A 19,213-nucleotide genomic window follows, 5' to 3' on the forward strand; every position below is an offset into this window, starting at 1 on the left:
CTAGCCACGGTTAATTGAATGTCCTCTCCCCGGCGCCAAATTTGACTGCCACGTAATCGCTTCTTGTTGAGCGAATGATGTCTCTTCTCCTAGTAAAAGCAGGTTTTCCAGAACTAGCGAGCCACTCGCCTGGCAATACGCCACCACGCAATATCCAGCAACAAATCAGGTACTTATAGAGAACATAAAAATCAAACAAGAAAACGGTCAATTTAATGACGAACCGTTATCCCGGGTTTCGATTCTGGAAAGCTTTCGGAGGACGAAAGTCAAAACACGCCGCCCCGTTAGCTTATCCAGGCGGCCCGTAGGATGGCGTAGAGCGAAGCGAACCCCATCAGCGCGAATTGATGGGATTCGACGGCCCACGGAACGCCGCCCGCCCCATCCTAAGCAGTCACGCATTCCCCTAGATCAACAAAGCTGCGCCACCGCCTCAGCCAGATCGGCGGCTACCCAGGCCTCGGCGGCGCGGGTCTCGTCTCCCGGTCGGTACTTGCCGGTCCGCACCAGGCAGGCCTGCAGACCGGCAGCTTGTGCGCCGAGGATGTCAGCCACCAGGTCGTCGCCAATCATCAGCGTGCTGCTGTTCACCCGAAGCCCCGCGCCAGCACGATGTCGAATACGCCACGACGAAGCTCGCCGTCCTGCTCCAGCTCGATGGTGTTGGTGGTGCGGTCATGGGCCCAGGGGTCGCCAGCGATGAAGGGGTCGCCCTTGAAGTAGAGCTGCAGGGTGACCGGCACATGGAGCGATTCCATGACGCGGAAATGAATGTGCGCGGGGCGCATCAACCCGCCGTACTTTTCCAGCCCGGGCAGATTCGGCGGCACGGGGTAGCGGCCGGGCATGACGGTCTCGATGCGGTACTTGCCCTGCGCGTCCGTGTAGAGCATGCCGCGCAATTTGAAGTTGCCCTTGTCGGTGTAGTTGCCGGGCGTCTCGGTGTCGTACAGGCCGGTGCTGTTGGCCTGCCAGACTTCCACAAGCGCATTCGGGATGGGCGTGCGGCAATCGGCGCTGAACACCGTACCAGTCACCACCAGACGCTCCCCCGGCTCCTCGGGGCCGGCCAGCCGCGACTGGAACGGCACGCCGAAGCGGTAGTAGGGGCCGAGGATATCGCCCTGGGTCGCCGGGCAGCCCTGCTCGGCGAAGGCGGACCTCGCCAGCAGCCCGCCGCCCAGGAGGACAACGCCGCTGCCGAGGAAATGACGCCGCGAGATGCCTGCTTTTGGATGCTTGTTCACGCCCGCCTCCTCCCGGTATGGCCCGGTCGTAGTGACGACGGCACGCCAGACTTCCCACCGTCAGCACATACGGTGAGGCGCGTGCCTTAAGAGTCTAGGCACTGGCCTGCGCGCCGTCAGACCGGTTGGTAGACGCCAGGTGGCGACGCCGCGCTCGCACAGCTACGAGAGCCGCCACCCGCGACACTTGACGGCGCGAACAACGGACGCCTGCCTGTCCGTCGGTAAACCCAATCGTCCGCTCGTACCATCACTCCACTTCCTTTCAGGATCGGCGCCCGGTCCCGATCTACCCTCTGGGTACTACGTAAGGCCCAGAAAGGCCGGCCCACCGGAGTGATGCCATGAAAGCAAACGATGAGCTGAACCTCGAATCATTCAGCCTGGAACCGATGGAGTCGGCCGCAAAGGCGCCGTCCTCTCCTGGTCGGGCCAAGTTTCAAATCGATACGCGCGGCGGCGGTGATCGGCGCAAGGCCTGTGATCGCCGCCAGACAATCCGCTTCGAGCAAGACCGCAGGCAGGGAAATAGACGAGGCAAAAGCAGCGACCCTTGGGATCAAAATATCGACTTCTGACCCATGTCAGCGGCAGTCGGGGGCGAACTTTGCTTGATGCGGTCAGGGTGATGAGCGCACCGAGTCAGGAGTAACGAAGGTCGCTGATATCGATACTGACCAGTAGTTGCGCCTCGATCGCCCGGTTGTTCGCGTCGCGGCGATAGGCTCGCCGCTTGCCGGGCATGTGCAGTCCCCCACTCTCGACATAGTCACGGACGTACTGGGCGGCGGGCAGGCCACCGCTCACGTCGACGCTGTAGTCGTGTCGGCGCAGCAGGAAATCATCGCCGAAATAGAAGTCTTGCCGCGGGCAGTGGGTGGCTACGCTCTCGGGAAAATGCACCCGCAAGCACCGCCAATGCTGGCCGTCCTCTGCCCAGGGAGCGACCTCTTCTGCCTTTACTCCGGGCAACGTGAACAGAAATGGCATGGTCAGGTACGACCACATCGCATAGCCGTTGAAGTAGGCCCGATGAAGCGCGTCCCAGGGCGTCGTTTCGTCGTGATCGCGGAAAGACGCCCGCGGGTCCTGCCGCTCCGCCACCACCTGTCCCTCGGTGGTTTCGATCGCGATCCGGTCGGGCGTGTAAGCCGTACGCTGGTTCGGGGCACCGAACGGCATCACCGATGCGCGCTGCTCGTGCAGCCAGACGGTCATCTGCCGTGGATTGCTGTCCTGGGTCAGCCCCTTCATGCCCCACAGTAAGCCGCCAGTCACGATGCTGGCGTTCACCCTGCTGTATCCGCGCCAGCGCTCCGCCCCACCATGGGCCATCAATACCCGTTCCAGCAGATCGCCGCCCTGCCCGTTCATGGCAATGGTCCTCTCAAAGGGGACCGACCCGCCGGCCCCATTACTGGAAAGCCAAGCCCAGAGCCGGGTACTGCGCCAGCGGCGCTGTCGGCTGGTGCTTCGTGCCAAGTGGCCGGAGTAATGGCCAGTGGATTTAGACGATCTGCATCGAACTTCGTACGTTCTGTGCCCAAAGGCCAAGTGCATGCGGCAAAACTGTCTCCACACCCCACGCAGCCCGCGGGGGATCACGAGGAGATGACTCATCAACGGCTCGGATGAGATCGAAAAATGATGGCCCCTGGCGTGAGGGGCACGGAACAAAGACTCGATTGTTCTCACGCAGGTTGCACGTTGAACCCTCGTCCCATGGCCACTCAGTCGGATTCGCCGGGACGACCCTTAGCCAAATTACGGGAAGCCAGATCATGAACACGATTGAAATCACCCACCAAGCCAAGAACACCCTGCCGAACAAGCTGTCGCTCGGGACCTCCATCACGGCGGTCGGCATCTTCGGCGCCTACTTCGCTCTCGCCGTCATCTACTTCTGGTTCGGCGGCATGAAGTTCACGCAATACGAAGCAGAAGGATTGGTACCACTCGTGAGCAACAGCCCGCTGCTGGGCTGGCTCTATGAACTGTTCAGCGTGCGAACCTTCTCTACCCTGCTCGGGTTCCTCGAAGTGTCCATCGGTTTGCTGATTGCGGGACGCTTGCTGTCGCCAAAGCTTTCGCTGGTGGGCGGCGCCCTCTCCGCCGGCTTGTTCTTCACCACGCTGAGCTTCATGTTCTCGACCCCTGGTGTGATCGAGCCCAGCGTGGGATTCCCCGGCATCAGCGTTGCGCCGGGCCAGTTCCTCCTCAAGGACCTGGGATTGCTCGCCGCGTCCATCTTCGTGGCCGGCCATTCGCTGTCCAGGATCGAATCCCGCTGAGCGTGCCGGAAACAAGGCCTGGGGCACCAAGGTGCCCCAGGCCTTTTCTGTTTCCCCCGAGAACCGCCCCCCCCATTCACCGGCCCTTCGGAAACGCGACACGAAGTGAATTGCCGGAGCGAAGTTGACCTGCTAAAAGCGGAATCGCCATTCAGAAAATAGATTCCGCCATGAGCGAAAGTGACAAATCGAATAGCCGCCTCTTCGACCTCGACCTGCTGAGAGCCATCGTCACGGTGGCTGACTGCGGCAGTTTCACCACCGCCGCAACGCGCCTGCACTCCACCCAATCCACCATCAGCCAGAAGATCCGCCGCCTGGAAGAGATGGCCGGGCATCGCCTGCTGGAGCGTGGCAACCGCGACGTGTTACCCACCGACGCCGGCGAGACGCTGCTGGGCTACGCGCGGCGCCTGCTGGCGTTGAACGACGAGATGGTCGAAGCACTCTCCGGCGCCACGGTAGCGCTGACGGTGCGCATCGGCGTACCGGACGACTTCGCCAGCGGACGCACCACGGAGCAACTGGCGGCCTTCAACCGGCGATACCCGCAGGTGAAGCTGGAAGTCACCAGCGGACTCAGCCGCGATCTTTCTGCCAGCTACGACCGAGGCGAGCTGGACCTGGTATTGCTCAAGCAACGTCAAAACAGCCGTGAAGCGGTCGCCTGCTGGCCGGAGAAGACGCGTTGGGTGGACAGCGCCAACAATCCCTGCATCGACCTCGACCCGCTGCCCATCGTCACCTTCCCGCCGCGCGGGGTGTACCGCGATGAGATGATCAGCGCCCTGGAATCCGTGGGCCGGCGCTGGCACATCAGCTTCACCAGTTCGAGCCTCAGCGGCATCCAGTCGGCCATTGCGGACGGCATGGGCATCGGCCTGCTGCCGCTGCGTGCGGTGACGGCTGGACACGCCGTGGTGCCGAAAAGCACTGGGTTGCCCTCGGTCGATGTGTTCGAAGTCGCCCTGCTCCATCGCCCAGCGGCGGACCCGATGGTGCAGGAACTCGCCCGCGTACTGACACGGGTCCTCGCCCAGGACACTCGGGGCTGAGCGGCGGTCGCTTCAGCATTCGAAAAATGAATACGGCGGATTTCAACATTTAATTTGTGCATGAACGTACTGCTGGATATGTTGGTTCGCAGCGACGGCCAGCGCCCCGGTGGCGTACCGATCTGCACGAATTGTTCGACCTGGCGCCACGCGCCAGGCAGCAAGACAACAATGAGGAAATACCCCATGGCCAAATCCACCTATTACGCGCCGCACGGCGGGCACCCGGCACAGACCGAGCTGCTCACCGACCGCGCGATGTTCACCGAAGCCTATGCCGTGATCCCCAAGGGCGTGATGCGTGACATCGTCACCAGCCACCTGCCCTTCTGGGACAACATGCGCATGTGGGTCATCGCCCGCCCGCTGTCCGGTTTCGCCGAAACCTTCTCCCAGTACATCGTCGAACTCGCCCCCAACGGCGGCAGCGACAAGCCTGAGCAGGACGTCAACGCCGAAGCCGTGCTGTTCATTGTCGAAGGCGAGCTGAGCCTGACCCTCCAGGGCCAGGTGCACACCATGCAGCCGGGCGGCTACGCCTTCATTCCGCCGGGCGCCGACTACAAGGTGCGCAATACCTCCGGCCAGCACACTCGCTTCCACTGGATTCGCAAGCACTACCAGAAAGTCGACGGCGTACCGCTGCCGGAAGCCTTCGTCACCAACGAACAGGACATCGAGCCGAAGGTGATGCCGGACACCGAAGGCCGCTGGAGCACCACCCGCTTCGTCGACATGAGCGACATGCGTCATGACATGCACGTCAACATCGTCAACTTCGAGCCGGGCGGCGTGATTCCCTTCGCCGAAACCCACGTGATGGAGCACGGCCTGTACGTGCTGGAAGGCAAGGCGGTGTATCGCCTGAACCAGGACTGGGTCGAAGTGGAAGCCGGCGACTTCATGTGGCTGCGCGCCTTCTGCCCGCAGGCCTGCTACTCCGGCGGCCCGGGTCGCTTCCGCTACCTGCTGTACAAGGATGTGAACCGCCATATGCGACTGACTCTGAACCAGCCGCACTGATCCACCTCGACGGGAGCCCCAGGGCTCCCGTCGTCGTTTCTGCCTATGCCGGGAATGATGGGTATCGCTTCGCTCCACCGCACCCTACGAATGGGCGCCATGCTGGCCGTAGGTTGGCGTAGAGCGCAGCGAAACCCAACGATTGAAGGCCCGCCATGTGTGGAGCCTGGGAACGGTATTGAGACAGAACCGGTTAAGGCGAGCCGAACATTGCCGTCCAGTAGATGCCCGCATCGCTTTTCGGGTCCACCGCGTAGGCGGCGCCCAGCTCGCGGAACTGCGGGTTCATCAGGTTGGCGCAGTGGCCCGGACTGGCCAGCCAGCCTTCCACCACCTTGCTGGCGGTATCGAGACCTGCAGCGATGTTTTCACCGATCACCTGGGCGGTGTAGCCGGCCAGCTCCGCGCGGTCGCCAGGGGTGCGGCCGTCCCGGTCCTTGTGGTCGAAGAAGTTCTGGTTGGCCATGGCGCGGGTGTGCTCCAGGGAGGCGCCGGCCAGGGTGGCATTCCAGGTCAGGGGAGAGGCGGCGGAGAAGGATTGCGTACCGCATTGGCGCGCCTGGGTGCGAGCGGTGTTGATCTGTTCCAGCAGCTTCTGCCCTTCCACCTGCCAGTCGCCCAGACCACCGGCCAGCAGCGGCCGAGCCAGCACGATGCGCCAGTCCACGCCCTCACGACTCACGCCGACATCAACGAACTGCGGGTCCAGCACCACCTGGCAGAAGCTTTCCTGCAGCGCCTTCATGGCTGCCTGTGCGTCACGGGGACCGGAGAGGTTGATGGCCTGCACATTGACCAGCGGATAGGCCGTGCGCGAGAGCGCTTGCTGCAAGTCGCCAATGCTGCCGGCCGGCAGAATCAGGCGCGGGTCCGGCTTGAGCGGTGGCAGTTCCATGGAAGCCTGGCCGGCGCAGGGCTGTACCTGGCCACGATAGGCGTTGATGGACTCGACCAGCTGCGTCTCTTCGTTCGCCACCGCGGTGCCGGCCAGCACCAGCCCCAACGACAGTGCCGCAAGGCGCAAAACCGATGACATGACCTCCATGGAAACCTCCCTCAAGCTGATTGCGCCCAATGATGCGCGATTCCACCCCATCCTGTGCACCTCTCCTGGCAATTGTTTCAGCGAACGACGCTGATGGGGCTGACCAGCAAGGGGACGGGACGCACCGGTGGCGGAACACGGGATTCCAGCACCGGCCTCAGAGCACCTTGACCGCACGCCCGATGAACTGCACAGGTCCGGTGGGCTTGCCGATGGGGGAGCCGGTGGCGCTCTCCAGGGTCAACTCGAACAACTGGTTGGGTTGCAGCGGCGGCAGTTGGTCGATAGACACACGCAGCGGCTGGCCCGGCTTGACCAGCCCGAGGGAGACCGGCCCTTGCCAGTCATCGGCCTTGGTCCAGAACTCGAGCGCCTTGCCGGCCGGAACCTCCACCACGCCGAGGGGGATCAACTGGACTTCTGTAGGGCTGCTGGCCTGCACCACCCAGCCTGGCGCCTTGTCCAGAGGGGCCACCAGCACCACCAGGTAGGCAGGCGTGTCCAACGGTACTGTGCGGGTCAGCAGCAGTGAGGCCAGCACCAGCGAAAGCGCCAGCCCGGCACCCGCCAGCCCCCGCCAGAGCGGCAACAACGTCCACCAGGATGGCGCCCTGGTGGGCTCAGGTCCGGCATGGTGCCCCAACTCCCCGATGCTGCGTTCGATCCGATGCCAGAGGTGAGCGGACGGGGTGCAGGGCTCGGCCAGGCTCGTCAGTGGCAGAAGCCGTCGCTCCCAGGCATCCACCGCAGATCGCAGGGCATCGTCATGGGCGAGGCGTCGCTGCACTTCCTGGCGCTGCTCGGCAGACAGCGTGCCCAGCACGTATTCGCTGGCCAGTTCTTCAAGCTCATCTCGGGGGCCTTCGGTCATCCCATGCACTCCCGCAATGCAGCCAGGCTGCGTTTGATCCAGGACTTCACGGTGCCCAGCGGAGCACCCAGCCTGCTGGCGATCTCCGCGTGGGAATAGCCCTCGACATAGGCGTGCAGGATGCATTCACGGCGCGGGGACTCCAGCCGATCCAGGCAACCGTAGATGCGCCCCGCGCCGGTGCTCCAGTCGAAAGCCCCGACGCTCTCGCGCAAGTCGTCCCAGGCGCCAGTCGACTCATCACCCTGATCGCCCAGGTTCAGTTCACGGGCGCTGTCTCGCATGAAATTGAGCGCCAGATGGCGGGTGACGCTGAAAATCCAGCCCCGCGCCGAACCCCGCGCCGGATCGAAACGGGCAGCGTGGGTCCAGATGCGCAGGAACGCGTCGTGGACGATGTCCTCGGCCAGGGCATTGTCCCGTGCGATGCGCCGGGCCACTCCCAGCAATCGCGGCCCTTCCTGTTGGTAAAGCGCCTGCAGCGCCTGCCGTTCGCCGCGGGCACAGGCCCTCAGACAGCTGTCATAGTCGAATTCGGGTTCGGCCAAATAGTTGCTCCCTGCCGTGTCACCGCGCGGGGAGCCCCCGACGTTGTGCCGGGAGCCCCTGTGGAACGGATGGATCGTCACTTGGCCGTCCAGAAAATGTAATCGGCCTGATATTTCACTATCTCGCGCTTGCCCATGGTGGTGGCGGAGCACTCGGAAGCGGGCGCCACTCCCCCCTTCAGGGCGACCCGTTGAATGTAGCTGACGCCCTTCATCAGGCCATCGCCAGTCGCGGGGTTGGCCTTGACCAATTGATACGGCAGGTTTCCCGCTCCGGACGGCGCAATCGCCAGTTGGGTGCCGGTAATGCTTGAGCCATCTTGCGCCTGCCAGGTGGCCGGTGGGCCGAAGTAGCTGCCCACTGGCTTGCCGTCGCGGTCGTTCAGTACGGCCTTGGGACCGACGAAGGTCCACTCCACCTGCCCCTTGGCATCCGCCTTTTCACGGCACTCATAGGTGATCTCGCCAACGCCCGTGGTTTCCAGGGCGATCTTGTTGCCCTCCGGGACCTTCACGGCGTCTGGCAGCATGGCCTGCGCGAACACCACTGGCGCAGGCGCCAGCAGGCAGGTGAAGGCAAATGCTGGGGTGAAACGACGAACAAAGGCTTGAGCGTTCATGAACGGCCCTCCAATGGGGTTTCAGGTCAACAGCCCGGTTGGCTGCTACCTGTACTACCCACGCGCAGGGCAATTGGATGCAGTGCGGCGGAAAAATTTCAGCAGTCGACGACGCGCTCAGTGGCACTCGATGCGGTTGCGCCCACCGCGCTTGGCCCGATACAGCGCCATGTCGCTGCGCGACAGGCTGACTTCCGCGCGGGTGTCACCGGGATGGAGCGCTGCGATACCGACGCTGACTGCCAGCGCCAGGCGCTCTTCGCCATGTTCAACGGGGGAAGATGACAGTTCGCCCTGCACCCGCGCCGCGAACAACCTCGCCTCGTCGATGGAGACATTGCTCAGCACCACGGCGAACTCCTCGCCGCCCATGCGCCCGGCGGCATCGGTACGGCGCAACTGGGTACGGAGGATCGACGAGAAATGCCGCAGCGCCTGGTCTCCCACGGAGTGGCCCCAGCGGTCGTTGATGGCCTTGAAGTGGTCCAGGTCGAACATCAGGATCGCCGCGCTGTAACCCGCTGTTCGCTGCACGCGCGCCAGCTCGGCATCCAGCTGCGTCATGAAGTGTCGGCGGTTGGAAAGTTGGGTAAGGGAATCGGTAGTGGCGAAGACTTGCAGCTCAGCCTCGATCAGCTTGCGTTCAGTGATATCGGTGATGAAACCGTGCCAGAGCACGCCGCCGTCCGCCAGCGGCCGGGGACGCGCGTCTCCCTGGCGCCAGGAAAGACCGCAACCGGGCAACTGCACGCGGTACTCCAGGTGCCAGGGCGAGAGATCACGGGCGGAGCGCTCCAGGGAATCGAGGTAGAAGATCAGGTCGTCCGGGTGAATGATGCCGTGCAGTACGTCGGCGTTCCGAGTCAGCTGCTCCGGTGCCAGCCCATAGATCTCGCGGACGCCATTGCTGACGTAGGAGAAGAAGGCGGTGCCGTCCAGTTGGCGCCGGTACTGGAAGACCATGCCGGGAATTTCGTTGGTCAGGTCGGTCATCAGCGCCGCCGCTTGCTGCATCTTCTCCGAGAGGTTGCGCATGGCGGTGACATCAGTGGTGGTACCTACCATACGCAAGGGCTTGCCCGCTGCGTCCCACTCCACCACCTTGCCGCGGCTGCACACCCACTTGTAGAGGCCGTCCCGGCAGCGCAAGCGGTGCTCCACTTCGTAAGCCTCGGTACGGCCGTCGAAGTGGGCCTGGATGCTGGCCTGCACATAGGTCAAGTCCTCGGGATGGACGCGGGTATAGCTTTCCTCGATGCGGTTGCCCACCTCGTGATCGGCATAACCCAGCAGCGCTTTCCAGTCGGTGGAGTAGTGGATTTCACCGGTCAAGGCATTGCGGTCCCAGATGCCGGTGCCGCTGCCGGCGATGGCCAGGGCCATGCGTTTCTCGCTTTCCCGAACACGCTCCAGCTCCAGCCGGTCCACCAGCATTCCGGTGGCCAGTTCGGCGAACTCACGCAGCACCTGCCGCTCTTCGTCGTCCAGTTCGCGGGGTTGATCGTGCAGGAGCCAGAGCAGGCCCATCAGGACGCCATCGGGCGCCAACAGGGGACTGGCGGCGAGAAAGCGCAGGTCCGGCAAGGCTTGCGCCAGCCCTTCCGGGCACCCGATTGGTTGCTGAAGGAGGTCGGGGATCACCACGGGATCAGCCCCACCAATGCCTGGCGGGAGCGTAACCTGGCCACCTGACAGCGCCGGGATGCATGCCGTCCCGGCGCAGTTGCGGATCTGCTGGATGCCACCGGCGCCAGTGGTCATCACGGTGGCCATCACGCCGAACCGGCTCTTGAGCAAGCGGATCAGGTTGTCGAATCGCTCATCGCTCGCGCCATGGGGCGCACTGGAACTACTGGGCAACTGCATTCGGTCTCCGCTCGCAGGGGCGGTGGGCGCCATCTGGCGTTGATCAGCCTGGGTATCAGCAATCTATCCATAATGGCCATTAGACGCCAGATTCCCCGAAGGTCCTCCACGGAACTGACGAGCCGGCTGGCAGCCGCCCCTCTCCCCAAGTAAAATCCGGCGCCATTTCCCCCCAGAACCTGCGAGAGAGCCACCATGGGCGCCCAGTGGAAAGCCAAACCTAAAGAAGCCGCCGCCAACGCCCGAGGGAAGATCTTCGGCAAACTGGTGAAAGAGATCATGATCGCCGCACGTAACGGTGCCGATCCTGACATGAACCCCAAGCTGCGTCTCGCCGTGCACCAGGCCAAGAAGGCCTCCATGCCGAAAGACACCCTGGAGCGCGCCATCAAGAAAGGCGCGGGCCTTTCCGGCGAAGTGGTCAACTACGAGCGCACCCTCTATGAAGGCTTCGCGCCGCACCGCGTGCCGGTGATCGTCGAATGCCTGACCGATAACGTGAACCGCACCGTCGCCGAAGTGCGCGTGCTGTTCCGCAAGGGCCAACTGGGCACTTCCGGCTCGGTCTCCTGGGACTTCGACCACCTGGGCATGATCGAGGCGGAACCTGCCAGCGCCGATGCCGACGTGGAGCTTGCCGCTATCGAGGCCGGCGCCCAGGACTTCGAAGCCGACGACGAAGGCGCCACCCTGTTCTACACCGACCCGACCGACCTGGACGCCGTGTGCAAGGCACTGCCGGACTTCGGCTTCACCGTGCAGTCGGCCAACCTGGGCTACAAGGCGAAAAACCCGGTCAGCCTGTCCGGCGCCGAGCTGGAGGAAGTGGAAGCCTTCCTCGAAGCGCTGGACAACCACGACGATGTGCAGAACGTCTATGTCGGCCTGCAAGCCAGCTGATCCGGCAACCCGCCGGCAGTTCCACGAAGAGCATGCCGGGCAGGCCCGTGACGAAGCGCTGCGCCTGTTGGCGCAGCGCGAAGCCATGGGCCCGCGCTGGCTGGCCTGGGTCGCCACCGAGCTCTATCACCTCAAGCCTTCGGCGTTCGCCAACATGGTGCGCCGTGAGCTGGAACGCCTGAACACGGCCGACCGGCAGTTCGGCCAGGTGTCGAAAGAGCTGCATTGAGCGCAGCGAAGCCCAACGATGTGGGAATCGGGCCTATGCGTTGGGCCGCGCTTCGCGCGACGCCAACCTAAGGGTGGTGCCTACTATTAGGCCTGCGCTGCACGACGCAAATTAAAACCCCAGCCCTGCTGCATCCCCATCGCCGCGACGAGGATGGCCACCACGCCCACCCACTGCAGCAGTTCGAGTTGGCGGCCGAAGGCCAGCCAGTCCACGAAAATCGCCGCGATCGGGTAGATGAACGACAGCGCGCCAGTCAGGGCGGTCGGCAATTTCTGGATGGCGCCGTAGAGCAGCACGTACATCACGCCGGTGTGGATCACGCCGAGAGTCAGCAAGATGGACCAGGTATCGCTGCCCTGCGGCAGACTGGACAGGTTCGCCATGGGTGCCAGCAACAGCACCCCGGTGGTGACCTGGATCAGCGCGATCAGATGCGGTGGCACCCCGCTCAGCCGCTTGATGATCAGCGCGGCAATCGCATAAAGCAGCGCCGCACCCAGGGCCAGGGCAATGCCCGCCAGGTAATCGCTCCCACTCTCACCCTGCCCGCCGTGGGCGCTGACGATGGCCAGCATCCCCACGAACGACACGGCCAGCCAAGCCAGCTTCTGCAGGGTGATCTTTTCACCGAGGAACAGCGCTGCCAGCCCGACCAGCATGAAGGGCTGGACGTTGTAGATCGCCGTGCCGATGGAGATGGACGCCCGCGAGTAGGAAGCGAACAGCAGCACCCAGTTGCCGACGATGGCCACGCCACTGAGGACCGCCAGGAGGAAGGTGGCTCGGGTCAGGATGCCGGGGCGCAGGAAGCCCATCGCCGCGCAGATGACCAGCAAGGTCAGTGCGCCGAACAGGCAACGCCAGAACACCACATCCAGCACTGGCTGCCCCGAGAGCATCACCAACCAGCCAATGGTGCCGGAGATGAGCATGGCGGCGACCATTTCCAACGAACCGCGATGTATTGATGTGTCCATGATGGGCTCCTCTGTGTGGCGCACAGTATGACGAGCCGTAACCGATAGATTCCATGCGATAGCAAAGGCGTATTTCGCCATCTACCTTTACTATCAAGGTACTTTTATCCGTTCACCTAACGAGATCGCCATGACCGACGACATCGACCAGTTGCTGATCTCCGCCCTGATGGAAGACTCGCGCCGTTCCCTCAAGGCCCTGGCGCAGATCAGCGGCCTTTCCTCCCCCAGCGTCGCGGAGCGGCTGCGCAAGCTGGAAGAACGCGGTGTGCTCACGGGCTACACGGTGGAGGTGGACCCGAAGGCCTTCGGCTACCAGCTCCAGGCCATCGTCCGCATCCGCCCCCTGCCCGGCCAGTTACAGGTGGTGGAACGCAAGATCCAGGACATTCCGGAATTCACCGAGTGCGACAAGGTGACCGGCGACGACTGCTTCATCGCACGGCTGTGCGTGCGCTCCATGGAACAGCTCGACACGCTGCTGGACCGCATCAACGTCTACGCCGAAACCAGCACTGCCATCGTCAAGAAAACCCCGGTGAAGCGGCGGCTGCCGCCGATGGCGTGAAACACCGCGCCGCAGGTTTTGCCGCGCGGCGCTCCATTGAGAAACGCTGCCCGGCAAGTCGGTGCCGGGCGCCAACTCGCCAGAGCGGCGTAGCGCGTTACTCGCCCTTCCCCGCCCCCAGCTTCTCCACCAACGCCTTGGCCAGCGCATGGTCGGAGAACGGGTTCTGGCCGGTGATCAACTCGCGATCCACGACCACGTTGGGACTCCAGGCCTCGGCGTAGGCCATGTCGCCGCCTGCACCCGACATCGCCTTGGCCGGGTAGAAGAGGATGCGGTCGCCGTTGAGGGAGCTTTCGAATACCTGCTCTTCCGGGTCGGCGAAGATGGTCATGCGGTAGCCCTGGTAGAGCCAGTTACTCGCCGCCGGCTTCTCGCCGCGGGCGAGGGCCGCCTGGTAGCTGGCGGGATCGTCCTGGGCCGAGAGCAACGCAATGGGCCCGTGGCAAATGGCAGCGGTGGGTTTGCCGGCCTGGTGGAAGTGACGCAATAGCGCTCCCACTTCGGGGTTGTTGGCCAGGTCGATCAGTGGCGCGTGGCCACCGGGAATCAGCAACCCGGCATAGCGGTCCAGGTCACCGGCGAGCACTTCTTGCAGCGACAGGCTGTCGTTCATGCCCGGCAGGCCTTCGACCACCTTCTGGATGCGCTTCATTTCCGCTGCGTCTCCGCCGAAGTACTGCGGATCGATGGAGCGTTCATCCACGCTCGGCGCGTTGCCCCTGGGGGTCACCAGCACCAGCGCGTAGCCAGCCTTGAGCAAGTGGTCCGCGGGTACGCCGAACTCGTTGAGGTAGAAGCCAGTGGGGTATTGCTTGCCGTCCTTGAGCGGCAACTGGTTCTCGCTGGACAGCAGCACCAGCACCTCGCCCTTGGGCGCCGCGTTGGCCGTGCCGGCGAGCATCGCGCCGGCAAGGGCCAGCGCCAGGGTGGAAACCTTGGTCATGTTGAATCTCCTGTTCAGTCGAACGGTGCCACGTCCAGCGGACGGGCGAGGCGCACCTGGGTGGGCGAAGCCAGCCAGTCGGCAGTGGCGGCGCGATACGCCTGGTAGTGGGCACTCTGGCGATGGGCCTCGACGGCAGCCTCATCGGCGTAGAGTTCGAAGAGGTCGAAAGCCAGCACCTCGCCCTCGCGGATGAACAGGTCGTAACGCAGGTTGCCGGGCTCGGCCCGGGAGCGCTCGACCATCACCCGCAGGGCCTGCTCCACCGCGTCGCGGTGCTCGGGTCTGGGGCTGATGGTGGCGAAGATGCTGAGGGTCATGGGGTCTCCTGGGTATCAGCGCGTGAGTGGCCGACATCCTAGGCAAGGCACTAAGATTCGATAATTCGAAAGCTTTTATTTCTGGCATCCAAAAAATGAATATCACCAAGAAGGACCTGAACCTGCTGCAGGTCTTCCACGTGCTCTACCAGGAACGCAATGCGTCGCTGGCGGCCGAGCGCATGGCCCTCAGCCAACCGGCCTTGAGTCACAAGCTGAACAAACTGCGCCACCAGTTCGGCGACCCGCTCTTCGTCCGCGCCCCTCGCGGCCTCACTCCCACGCCCCGCGCCCACGAGCTGGCGCCCCAGGTGCAGCGCCTGGTGGGCGAGCTGGAAGCCTTCTACGAGCGCTGCGACGGACAGGACTTTCTCGGCCGCGCCGAGCGCCTCCATCTCTACAGCACCGACTACGTGGAGCAGACGCTACTGCCGAAGCTTCTGCCGATTCTGCGCAGCCAGGCGCCGAACCTGGTGCTGGTCACCCACAACACCCGTGGCCAGCTCCCCCGCGACGAGTTGGAAAAAGGCACCTGCGACCTGGCGATTGCCGGCTTCTACACCGACCTCCCAGGCACCTTTCACCAGCAGCGCCTGCTGAGCGAGGACTTCGTGGTCCTGGCCTCCCAAGGCAACGCGCGCCTGGCCAACGGCCTGGACCTGGACGCGTTCCTCGCTTGCGAGCACCTGCTCACTACCCTTACCGGTGACCTCAATGGCCTGGTGGATCGGGCCCTGCAGGCCAGGGGACTGAGCCGCCGGATCGCCGCCGGGCTGTCCAGCTTCATCGCACCAACCCGGCTGATTCGCGGCACCGACCTGCTGCTCACCTGCCTGCGCTCACTGGCCGAAGAAGCCGTGGATCACGACCCCGACCTGCGCATGCACCCGCTGCCGTTGACGCTGCCGCGAGTGGAGGTGATGCAGATATGGCATGAACGGACCGACGCCGACCGCCTGCGCCGCTGGTTCCGCAAACAGGTCCAGCAGGTGACCGATTCCATGGCGCGCTAACCCTCGCAGGCCATCGTGCGCATCCGCCCCCTGCCCGGCCAGTTGCAGGTGCTGGAACGCAAGATCAGGGGAGTGCAGAGTTCACCGAGTGCGACAAGGTGACTGGCGACGACTGCTTCATCGCGCGGCTGTGCGTACGCTCGGTGGAATAGCTCGACACGCTGCTGGACCGCATCAACGTCTACGCCGAAACCAGCACCGCCATCATCAAGAAGACCCCGGTGAAACCCCGGCTGCCGCCCATGGCGTGAGGGGCGGGGCAGTCCCCGTTCAGCACTCCGGCTTGCTGGACAAGACCGTGCCAAACGGGGCATTCGTCATCCCCACCCGGAGCAGGCTACAGCCGATGGTTATGGTGGTTGTAGGGCCAGGACGATAGTGCGGCCTGTTCCTGCTGGGTTTGCGCCGGAGCTGCCAGCTCCTCCAGATGGGTGATGATGTCATCCGGCTTGAGCACCAGGACATCGCTCTCCAGGGTGTCGAGAATCATCTCGGCGGTATTGCCGATCATGGCCCCGGCCAACCCGGTGCGCGCTACGTTGCCGATCACCGTGAGCGCGGCATTGAGCTTGTGGGCAACCTGCGGGATCAGGATATCCGCCGCGCCTTCCTCGATATGCAGGCGCTCGTCATCAATGCTGAACTCCTTCTGCAGCGTCCGGCACTGTTCGCGGTAGAAATCCTCGATGCTCTCCTTGCGCTGGAACACCGGGTCGGGCGCCGAGAGCATCGGGTAAGGATGGGCGCTCATCATGTGCAAGGTACCGCCGGACATCCTGGCGACGTCGTGGCCGTGGCTGACGATACCGGCGTGCAGGACGCGATGCTCGATATCACTGTTGCCGAGATCGACGGCGGCGAGAATGGTGCCGCTGGCCCAGGGTGTGGCGGTTTTCACGATCAGTACCGGGCTGGGGCAGTAGCGCAGCAGCTTCCAGTCCTCCGGGGTGAGTATCGACTTGGTCAGGGGATTGTCGGGGCGATGTTGCTTGATCACCAGGCCGCAGCCCTCTGCCTGCTGCGCGGCGATCACGGTCTGGTACAGGCTATGGTGCCAGGCCCGCTGGGCACTGACACTGAACCCCTCCTTTTCCAGGGCACCTCGCACCTCCTCGAGATGAGCGGAAAGGTCGGGACGCTTATCGCAAACCAGCAGGTGCAGGTGCGATCGGGTGGCGCTGGCAATCATTCTGGCCCGGCTCAGGATCTGCTCTTCGGACTGCTGCGGATCCATCACCACCAGGGTGTTACGGATGGTATGCATGACGATCTTCCCGCGCGCGTTGGGTTATCGGGTGGATGAGGCACGACATGCGTCGAACATGCCCCTGCGAGCGGATCGGGAGCGCGGTTACCCACCCTCGCCACTCTTTCCGTCAGGAGGAAGCTCACCCACCGGCATCCTGCACGCGACAGCCGAAATCAGGACTCGCCGATCCGCCTTGCTGGCGGGTGCCCGCATCAAATCGGCATCGATGATCACGGAACTACTGCTGATCGTTCATGCAAACGAGAAAGCCGCCTCCCCAGCGCAAGCGCTGCTTTTCCACTGCATTCACATCGAGAAGGCAGCACCGACTCCGGTACCTCTGGCCCTGCTCGCTCAGAGATTATGGTAGTTGGCCAGTATCGCAGCGAGGTAGCTGGTCGCCCGGCCTAGGCAATTCCGCGAGATAGGCGCTCTGGCTTATTTCCGCGCGCTGCAGGTAGGGCGTTGGCCACTCGACAAACGGCCCTGCGCAGCAGGTTGGCCCTGCCCTGGAATTCCAGCCCGCCCCGGGAGTGGGTTAATGTCACAAGACTTTTCACAGACAAGGCAGGTGGGCGATGGCAGCCCTGGATGACAACCCGGCTCCGCAGGACGCGACCGGTAACAAGAACGACGGCTCCACTCCCATTGCGCGCAAGGCCGGCTCCCGTGGCGATGCCGCCGTGATCGCCACCTTGCTGCCCTACCTCAAGCCCTACACCGGTCGCATCGCTTTGGCGCTGGGGCTGATCTTCGCCGCCAAGCTGATCAACCTCTACGTGCCCATCGCCCTCAAGCAGATCGTCGATGGGCTCAATGTCGAGCCCAGCCTCCTGGTGCTGCCGGTTGCGCTGTTGCTGGCCTATGGCGCCTCGCGCATCGGCGTCACCCTGTTCACCGAGCTGCGCCAGGTGGTATTTGCCCGGGTCATGGCGCGGGCCTCGCGGCAGATCACCCTCAAGGTGTTCCAGCACCTGCACGGGCTGAGCCTGAAGTTCCACCTGGGCCGGCGCACCGGCGGCGTCGCCCGTGACGTCGAGCGTGGCGGGAGTGCCATCTCCGACTTGCTGGACTGGACGCTGTACACCATTGTCCCGACCCTGCTCGAAGTGCTGCTGGTCACTGCAGTGCTGGTCTGGGCGTACGACTGGGGCTTCGCCTTCATCACCCTCGGCACCCTGGTTGCCTATGGCATCTGGACGTTCGCCATCACCGAATGGCGCACCCGCTACTACCGCGCCGCAGTGGAGGCGGACACCCGCGCCAATGAGCGCGCGGTGGATTCGCTGCTCAACTACGAGACGGTGAAGTACTTCAACAACGAAGCCCACGAGTCGGCACGCTACGACGAGAACCTGCGCCACCTGGAGAACGCCAAGGTCAAGGCCACCAAATCCCTGGCGCTGCTCAACCTCGGCCAGACATCCATCGTCGCCATGGGCGTCACGGCCATGATGTGGCGTGCCGCCGCTGGCGTCGTGGCCGGCGAACTCACCATCGGCGACCTGGTGCTGGTGAACACCTACCTGCTGCAGCTGTCCGCCCCGTTGTTCATGCTCGGCATGATGTACCGCGAGGTGAAGCAGGCGCTGACCAACATGGAGCGGCTGTTCGGCCTGCTGGACGAGCGCCAGGACGTGCAGGACGCGCCGGGCGCCACCCCGCTGCAAGCCACCCGGCCACGGGTGCGTTTCGAGAACGTGCACTTCGGCTACGACCCGCGCCGGGAGATCCTCCACGGCGTGGACTTCGAGATTCCCCCCGGTGGCACCGTGGCGGTGGTCGGCCATTCAGGCTCTGGCAAGTCCACCCTCGCCCGCCTGCTCTACCGCTTCTACGACATCGACGCCGGGCACATCCGCATCGACGGCCACGACCTGCGCGAGCTGACCCAGGGCTCGGTGCGCAGCGCCATCGGCATCGTTCCCCAGGACACCGTGCTGTTCAACGACAGCATCTACTACAACATCAGCTACGGCCGCCCCGGCGCCAGCCGCGAGGAGGTGGAGGCCGCCGCCCGCGCTGCGCATATCCACGATTTCATCCTGCGCCTGCCCGACGGTTACGAAACCCCGGTGGGCGAGCGCGGCCTCAAGCTCTCCGGGGGCGAGAAACAGCGCGTGGCCATCGCCCGCGCCCTGCTGAAGAACCCCGCCATCCTGATCTTCGACGAAGCCACTTCGGCGCTGGACTCCAAGTCGGAAAAGGCCATCCAGACCGCGCTCGACCGCATTCAGGTCGGTCGCACCACCCTGGTCATCGCCCACCGCCTCTCCACCGTGATGGACGCCGACCAAATCCTGGTGCTCGACGCCGGCCGGGTGATCGAGAAAGGCACCCACCGCGAGCTGCTGGACATCGGCGGCAGCTACGCACAGATGTGGCTGCTCCAGCAGCAGGAGCCCGAAGCGGACAGCTCGCCTACCGCCTAGCCCGCAG

At 64.1% G+C, this 19,213-nt stretch carries 22 protein-coding genes and 1 pseudogene; 11 read left to right on the forward strand and 12 right to left on the reverse strand.

Translation table 11 applies throughout. The annotated features are described in order from the left end of the window. Nucleotides 1-414: 414 nt before the first annotated feature. Nucleotides 415-594, reverse strand: coding sequence for an HAD hydrolase-like protein (locus tag E8F20_RS11100; protein WP_280283765.1), 180 nt, complete (start codon nucleotides 592-594; stop codon nucleotides 415-417). Further along, nucleotides 591-1,250 (reverse strand): twin-arginine translocation pathway signal protein, encoded by a 660-nt coding sequence (locus E8F20_RS11105; RefSeq protein ID WP_280283766.1) that lies wholly within the window; start codon nucleotides 1,248-1,250, stop codon nucleotides 591-593. The genes E8F20_RS11100 and E8F20_RS11105 overlap by 4 nt, the downstream gene beginning before the upstream one ends. A gap of 344 nt (nucleotides 1,251-1,594) precedes the next feature. Here E8F20_RS11105 and E8F20_RS11110 point away from each other — a divergent pair, with 344 nt between their 5' ends. Beyond that, complete coding sequence (locus E8F20_RS11110) at nucleotides 1,595-1,828, forward strand: hypothetical protein (protein WP_280283767.1); 234 nt, start codon at nucleotides 1,595-1,597, stop codon at nucleotides 1,826-1,828. 64 nt (nucleotides 1,829-1,892) lie between these two features. On the opposite strand, the gene E8F20_RS11115 is transcribed toward E8F20_RS11110, so the two are convergent. Beyond that, complete coding sequence (locus E8F20_RS11115) at nucleotides 1,893-2,624, reverse strand: hypothetical protein (protein WP_280283768.1); 732 nt, start codon at nucleotides 2,622-2,624, stop codon at nucleotides 1,893-1,895. 407 nt (nucleotides 2,625-3,031) lie between these two features. Here E8F20_RS11115 and E8F20_RS11120 point away from each other — a divergent pair, with 407 nt between their 5' ends. The 3 genes from E8F20_RS11120 (at nucleotide 3,032) to E8F20_RS11130 (ending at nucleotide 5,619) form a co-directional block, all read left to right on the forward strand. Further along, on the forward strand, nucleotides 3,032-3,541 hold the full coding sequence (locus E8F20_RS11120; protein WP_280283769.1) for a DUF417 family protein: 510 nt from the start codon (nucleotides 3,032-3,034) through the stop codon (nucleotides 3,539-3,541). Between the two features lie 170 nt (nucleotides 3,542-3,711). Further along, entirely contained in the window at nucleotides 3,712-4,596 is an 885-nt protein-coding gene (locus E8F20_RS11125) for a LysR family transcriptional regulator (protein ID WP_280283770.1), read from the forward strand. A gap of 186 nt (nucleotides 4,597-4,782) precedes the next feature. Next, nucleotides 4,783-5,619: a bifunctional allantoicase/(S)-ureidoglycine aminohydrolase gene (locus E8F20_RS11130; RefSeq protein WP_280283771.1), complete on the forward strand. Its 837-nt coding sequence runs from the start codon at nucleotides 4,783-4,785 to the stop codon at nucleotides 5,617-5,619. Between the two features lie 193 nt (nucleotides 5,620-5,812). Here the strand turns inward: E8F20_RS11130 and E8F20_RS11135 are convergent, their stop codons facing one another. The 5 genes from E8F20_RS11135 to E8F20_RS11155 form a co-directional block, all read right to left on the reverse strand. After that, complete coding sequence (locus tag E8F20_RS11135) at nucleotides 5,813-6,664, reverse strand: CAP domain-containing protein (protein ID WP_280283772.1); 852 nt, start codon at nucleotides 6,662-6,664, stop codon at nucleotides 5,813-5,815. A 157-nt stretch (nucleotides 6,665-6,821) separates the two neighbouring features. Beyond that, entirely contained in the window at nucleotides 6,822-7,535 is a 714-nt protein-coding gene (locus tag E8F20_RS11140) for an anti-sigma factor (RefSeq protein WP_280283773.1), read from the reverse strand. Continuing rightward, nucleotides 7,532-8,083, reverse strand: a complete 552-nt coding sequence (locus E8F20_RS11145; protein ID WP_280283774.1) for a sigma-70 family RNA polymerase sigma factor — start codon at nucleotides 8,081-8,083, stop codon at nucleotides 7,532-7,534. The genes E8F20_RS11140 and E8F20_RS11145 overlap by 4 nt, the downstream gene beginning before the upstream one ends. A gap of 77 nt (nucleotides 8,084-8,160) precedes the next feature. Next, the gene (locus E8F20_RS11150; RefSeq protein ID WP_280283775.1) at nucleotides 8,161-8,703 is read right to left on the reverse strand and encodes a DUF3455 domain-containing protein; all 543 of its coding nucleotides are present in this window, start codon (nucleotides 8,701-8,703) and stop codon (nucleotides 8,161-8,163) included. A gap of 117 nt (nucleotides 8,704-8,820) precedes the next feature. Next, complete coding sequence (locus tag E8F20_RS11155; protein WP_280283776.1) at nucleotides 8,821-10,569, reverse strand: diguanylate cyclase; 1,749 nt, start codon at nucleotides 10,567-10,569, stop codon at nucleotides 8,821-8,823. Between the two features lie 195 nt (nucleotides 10,570-10,764). Here E8F20_RS11155 and E8F20_RS11160 point away from each other — a divergent pair, with 195 nt between their 5' ends. Both E8F20_RS11160 and E8F20_RS11165 read left to right on the forward strand, forming a co-directional pair. After that, complete coding sequence (locus E8F20_RS11160; RefSeq protein ID WP_137820911.1) at nucleotides 10,765-11,469, forward strand: YebC/PmpR family DNA-binding transcriptional regulator; 705 nt, start codon at nucleotides 10,765-10,767, stop codon at nucleotides 11,467-11,469. Beyond that, nucleotides 11,447-11,698, forward strand: coding sequence for a hypothetical protein (locus E8F20_RS11165; RefSeq protein ID WP_280283777.1), 252 nt, complete (start codon nucleotides 11,447-11,449; stop codon nucleotides 11,696-11,698). Before E8F20_RS11160 ends, E8F20_RS11165 begins: the two co-directional genes overlap by 23 nt. A gap of 86 nt (nucleotides 11,699-11,784) precedes the next feature. Here E8F20_RS11165 and E8F20_RS11170 read toward each other — a convergent pair whose 3' ends face one another. Continuing rightward, nucleotides 11,785-12,678: a DMT family transporter gene (locus E8F20_RS11170; RefSeq protein WP_280283778.1), complete on the reverse strand. Its 894-nt coding sequence runs from the start codon at nucleotides 12,676-12,678 to the stop codon at nucleotides 11,785-11,787. Between the two features lie 130 nt (nucleotides 12,679-12,808). Between E8F20_RS11170 and E8F20_RS11175 the strand changes: the two genes are divergently transcribed. Continuing rightward, complete coding sequence (locus E8F20_RS11175; protein ID WP_028630156.1) at nucleotides 12,809-13,246, forward strand: Lrp/AsnC family transcriptional regulator; 438 nt, start codon at nucleotides 12,809-12,811, stop codon at nucleotides 13,244-13,246. Between the two features lie 97 nt (nucleotides 13,247-13,343). On the opposite strand, the gene E8F20_RS11180 is transcribed toward E8F20_RS11175, so the two are convergent. After that, a complete protein-coding gene (locus tag E8F20_RS11180) occupies nucleotides 13,344-14,192 on the reverse strand; it encodes a type 1 glutamine amidotransferase domain-containing protein (protein ID WP_280283779.1) in 849 nt (282 codons plus the stop codon). Between the two features lie 14 nt (nucleotides 14,193-14,206). Beyond that, complete coding sequence (locus E8F20_RS11185; protein WP_280283780.1) at nucleotides 14,207-14,512, reverse strand: putative quinol monooxygenase; 306 nt, start codon at nucleotides 14,510-14,512, stop codon at nucleotides 14,207-14,209. Between the two features lie 95 nt (nucleotides 14,513-14,607). Here E8F20_RS11185 and E8F20_RS11190 point away from each other — a divergent pair, with 95 nt between their 5' ends. Together E8F20_RS11190 and E8F20_RS11195 are read left to right on the forward strand one after the other, a co-directional pair. Then, the gene (locus E8F20_RS11190; RefSeq protein ID WP_280283781.1) at nucleotides 14,608-15,525 is read left to right on the forward strand and encodes a LysR family transcriptional regulator; all 918 of its coding nucleotides are present in this window, start codon (nucleotides 14,608-14,610) and stop codon (nucleotides 15,523-15,525) included. Nucleotides 15,526-15,531: 6 nt separating this feature from the next. Then, nucleotides 15,532-15,776: pseudogene (locus tag E8F20_RS11195) on the forward strand (Lrp/AsnC ligand binding domain-containing protein); the annotation flags it as partial. An 86-nt stretch (nucleotides 15,777-15,862) separates the two neighbouring features. Here E8F20_RS11195 and E8F20_RS11200 read toward each other — a convergent pair. Next, on the reverse strand, nucleotides 15,863-16,789 hold the full coding sequence (locus E8F20_RS11200) for a universal stress protein (protein WP_280283782.1): 927 nt from the start codon (nucleotides 16,787-16,789) through the stop codon (nucleotides 15,863-15,865). Here E8F20_RS11200 and E8F20_RS11205 point away from each other — a divergent pair. Next, on the forward strand, nucleotides 16,788-17,144 hold the full coding sequence (locus E8F20_RS11205) for a hypothetical protein (RefSeq protein ID WP_280283783.1): 357 nt from the start codon (nucleotides 16,788-16,790) through the stop codon (nucleotides 17,142-17,144). The genes E8F20_RS11200 and E8F20_RS11205 overlap by 2 nt on opposite strands. Nucleotides 17,145-17,352: 208 nt before the next feature. Beyond that, on the forward strand, nucleotides 17,353-19,206 hold the full coding sequence (locus tag E8F20_RS11210) for an ABC transporter ATP-binding protein/permease (protein WP_280283784.1): 1,854 nt from the start codon (nucleotides 17,353-17,355) through the stop codon (nucleotides 19,204-19,206). The last annotated feature ends 7 nt before the right edge of the window (nucleotides 19,207-19,213 follow it).

The sequence above is a fragment of the Pseudomonas sp. BN415 genome (assembly GCF_029871195.1).
Lineage (GTDB): Bacteria > Pseudomonadota > Gammaproteobacteria > Pseudomonadales > Pseudomonadaceae > Metapseudomonas > Metapseudomonas resinovorans.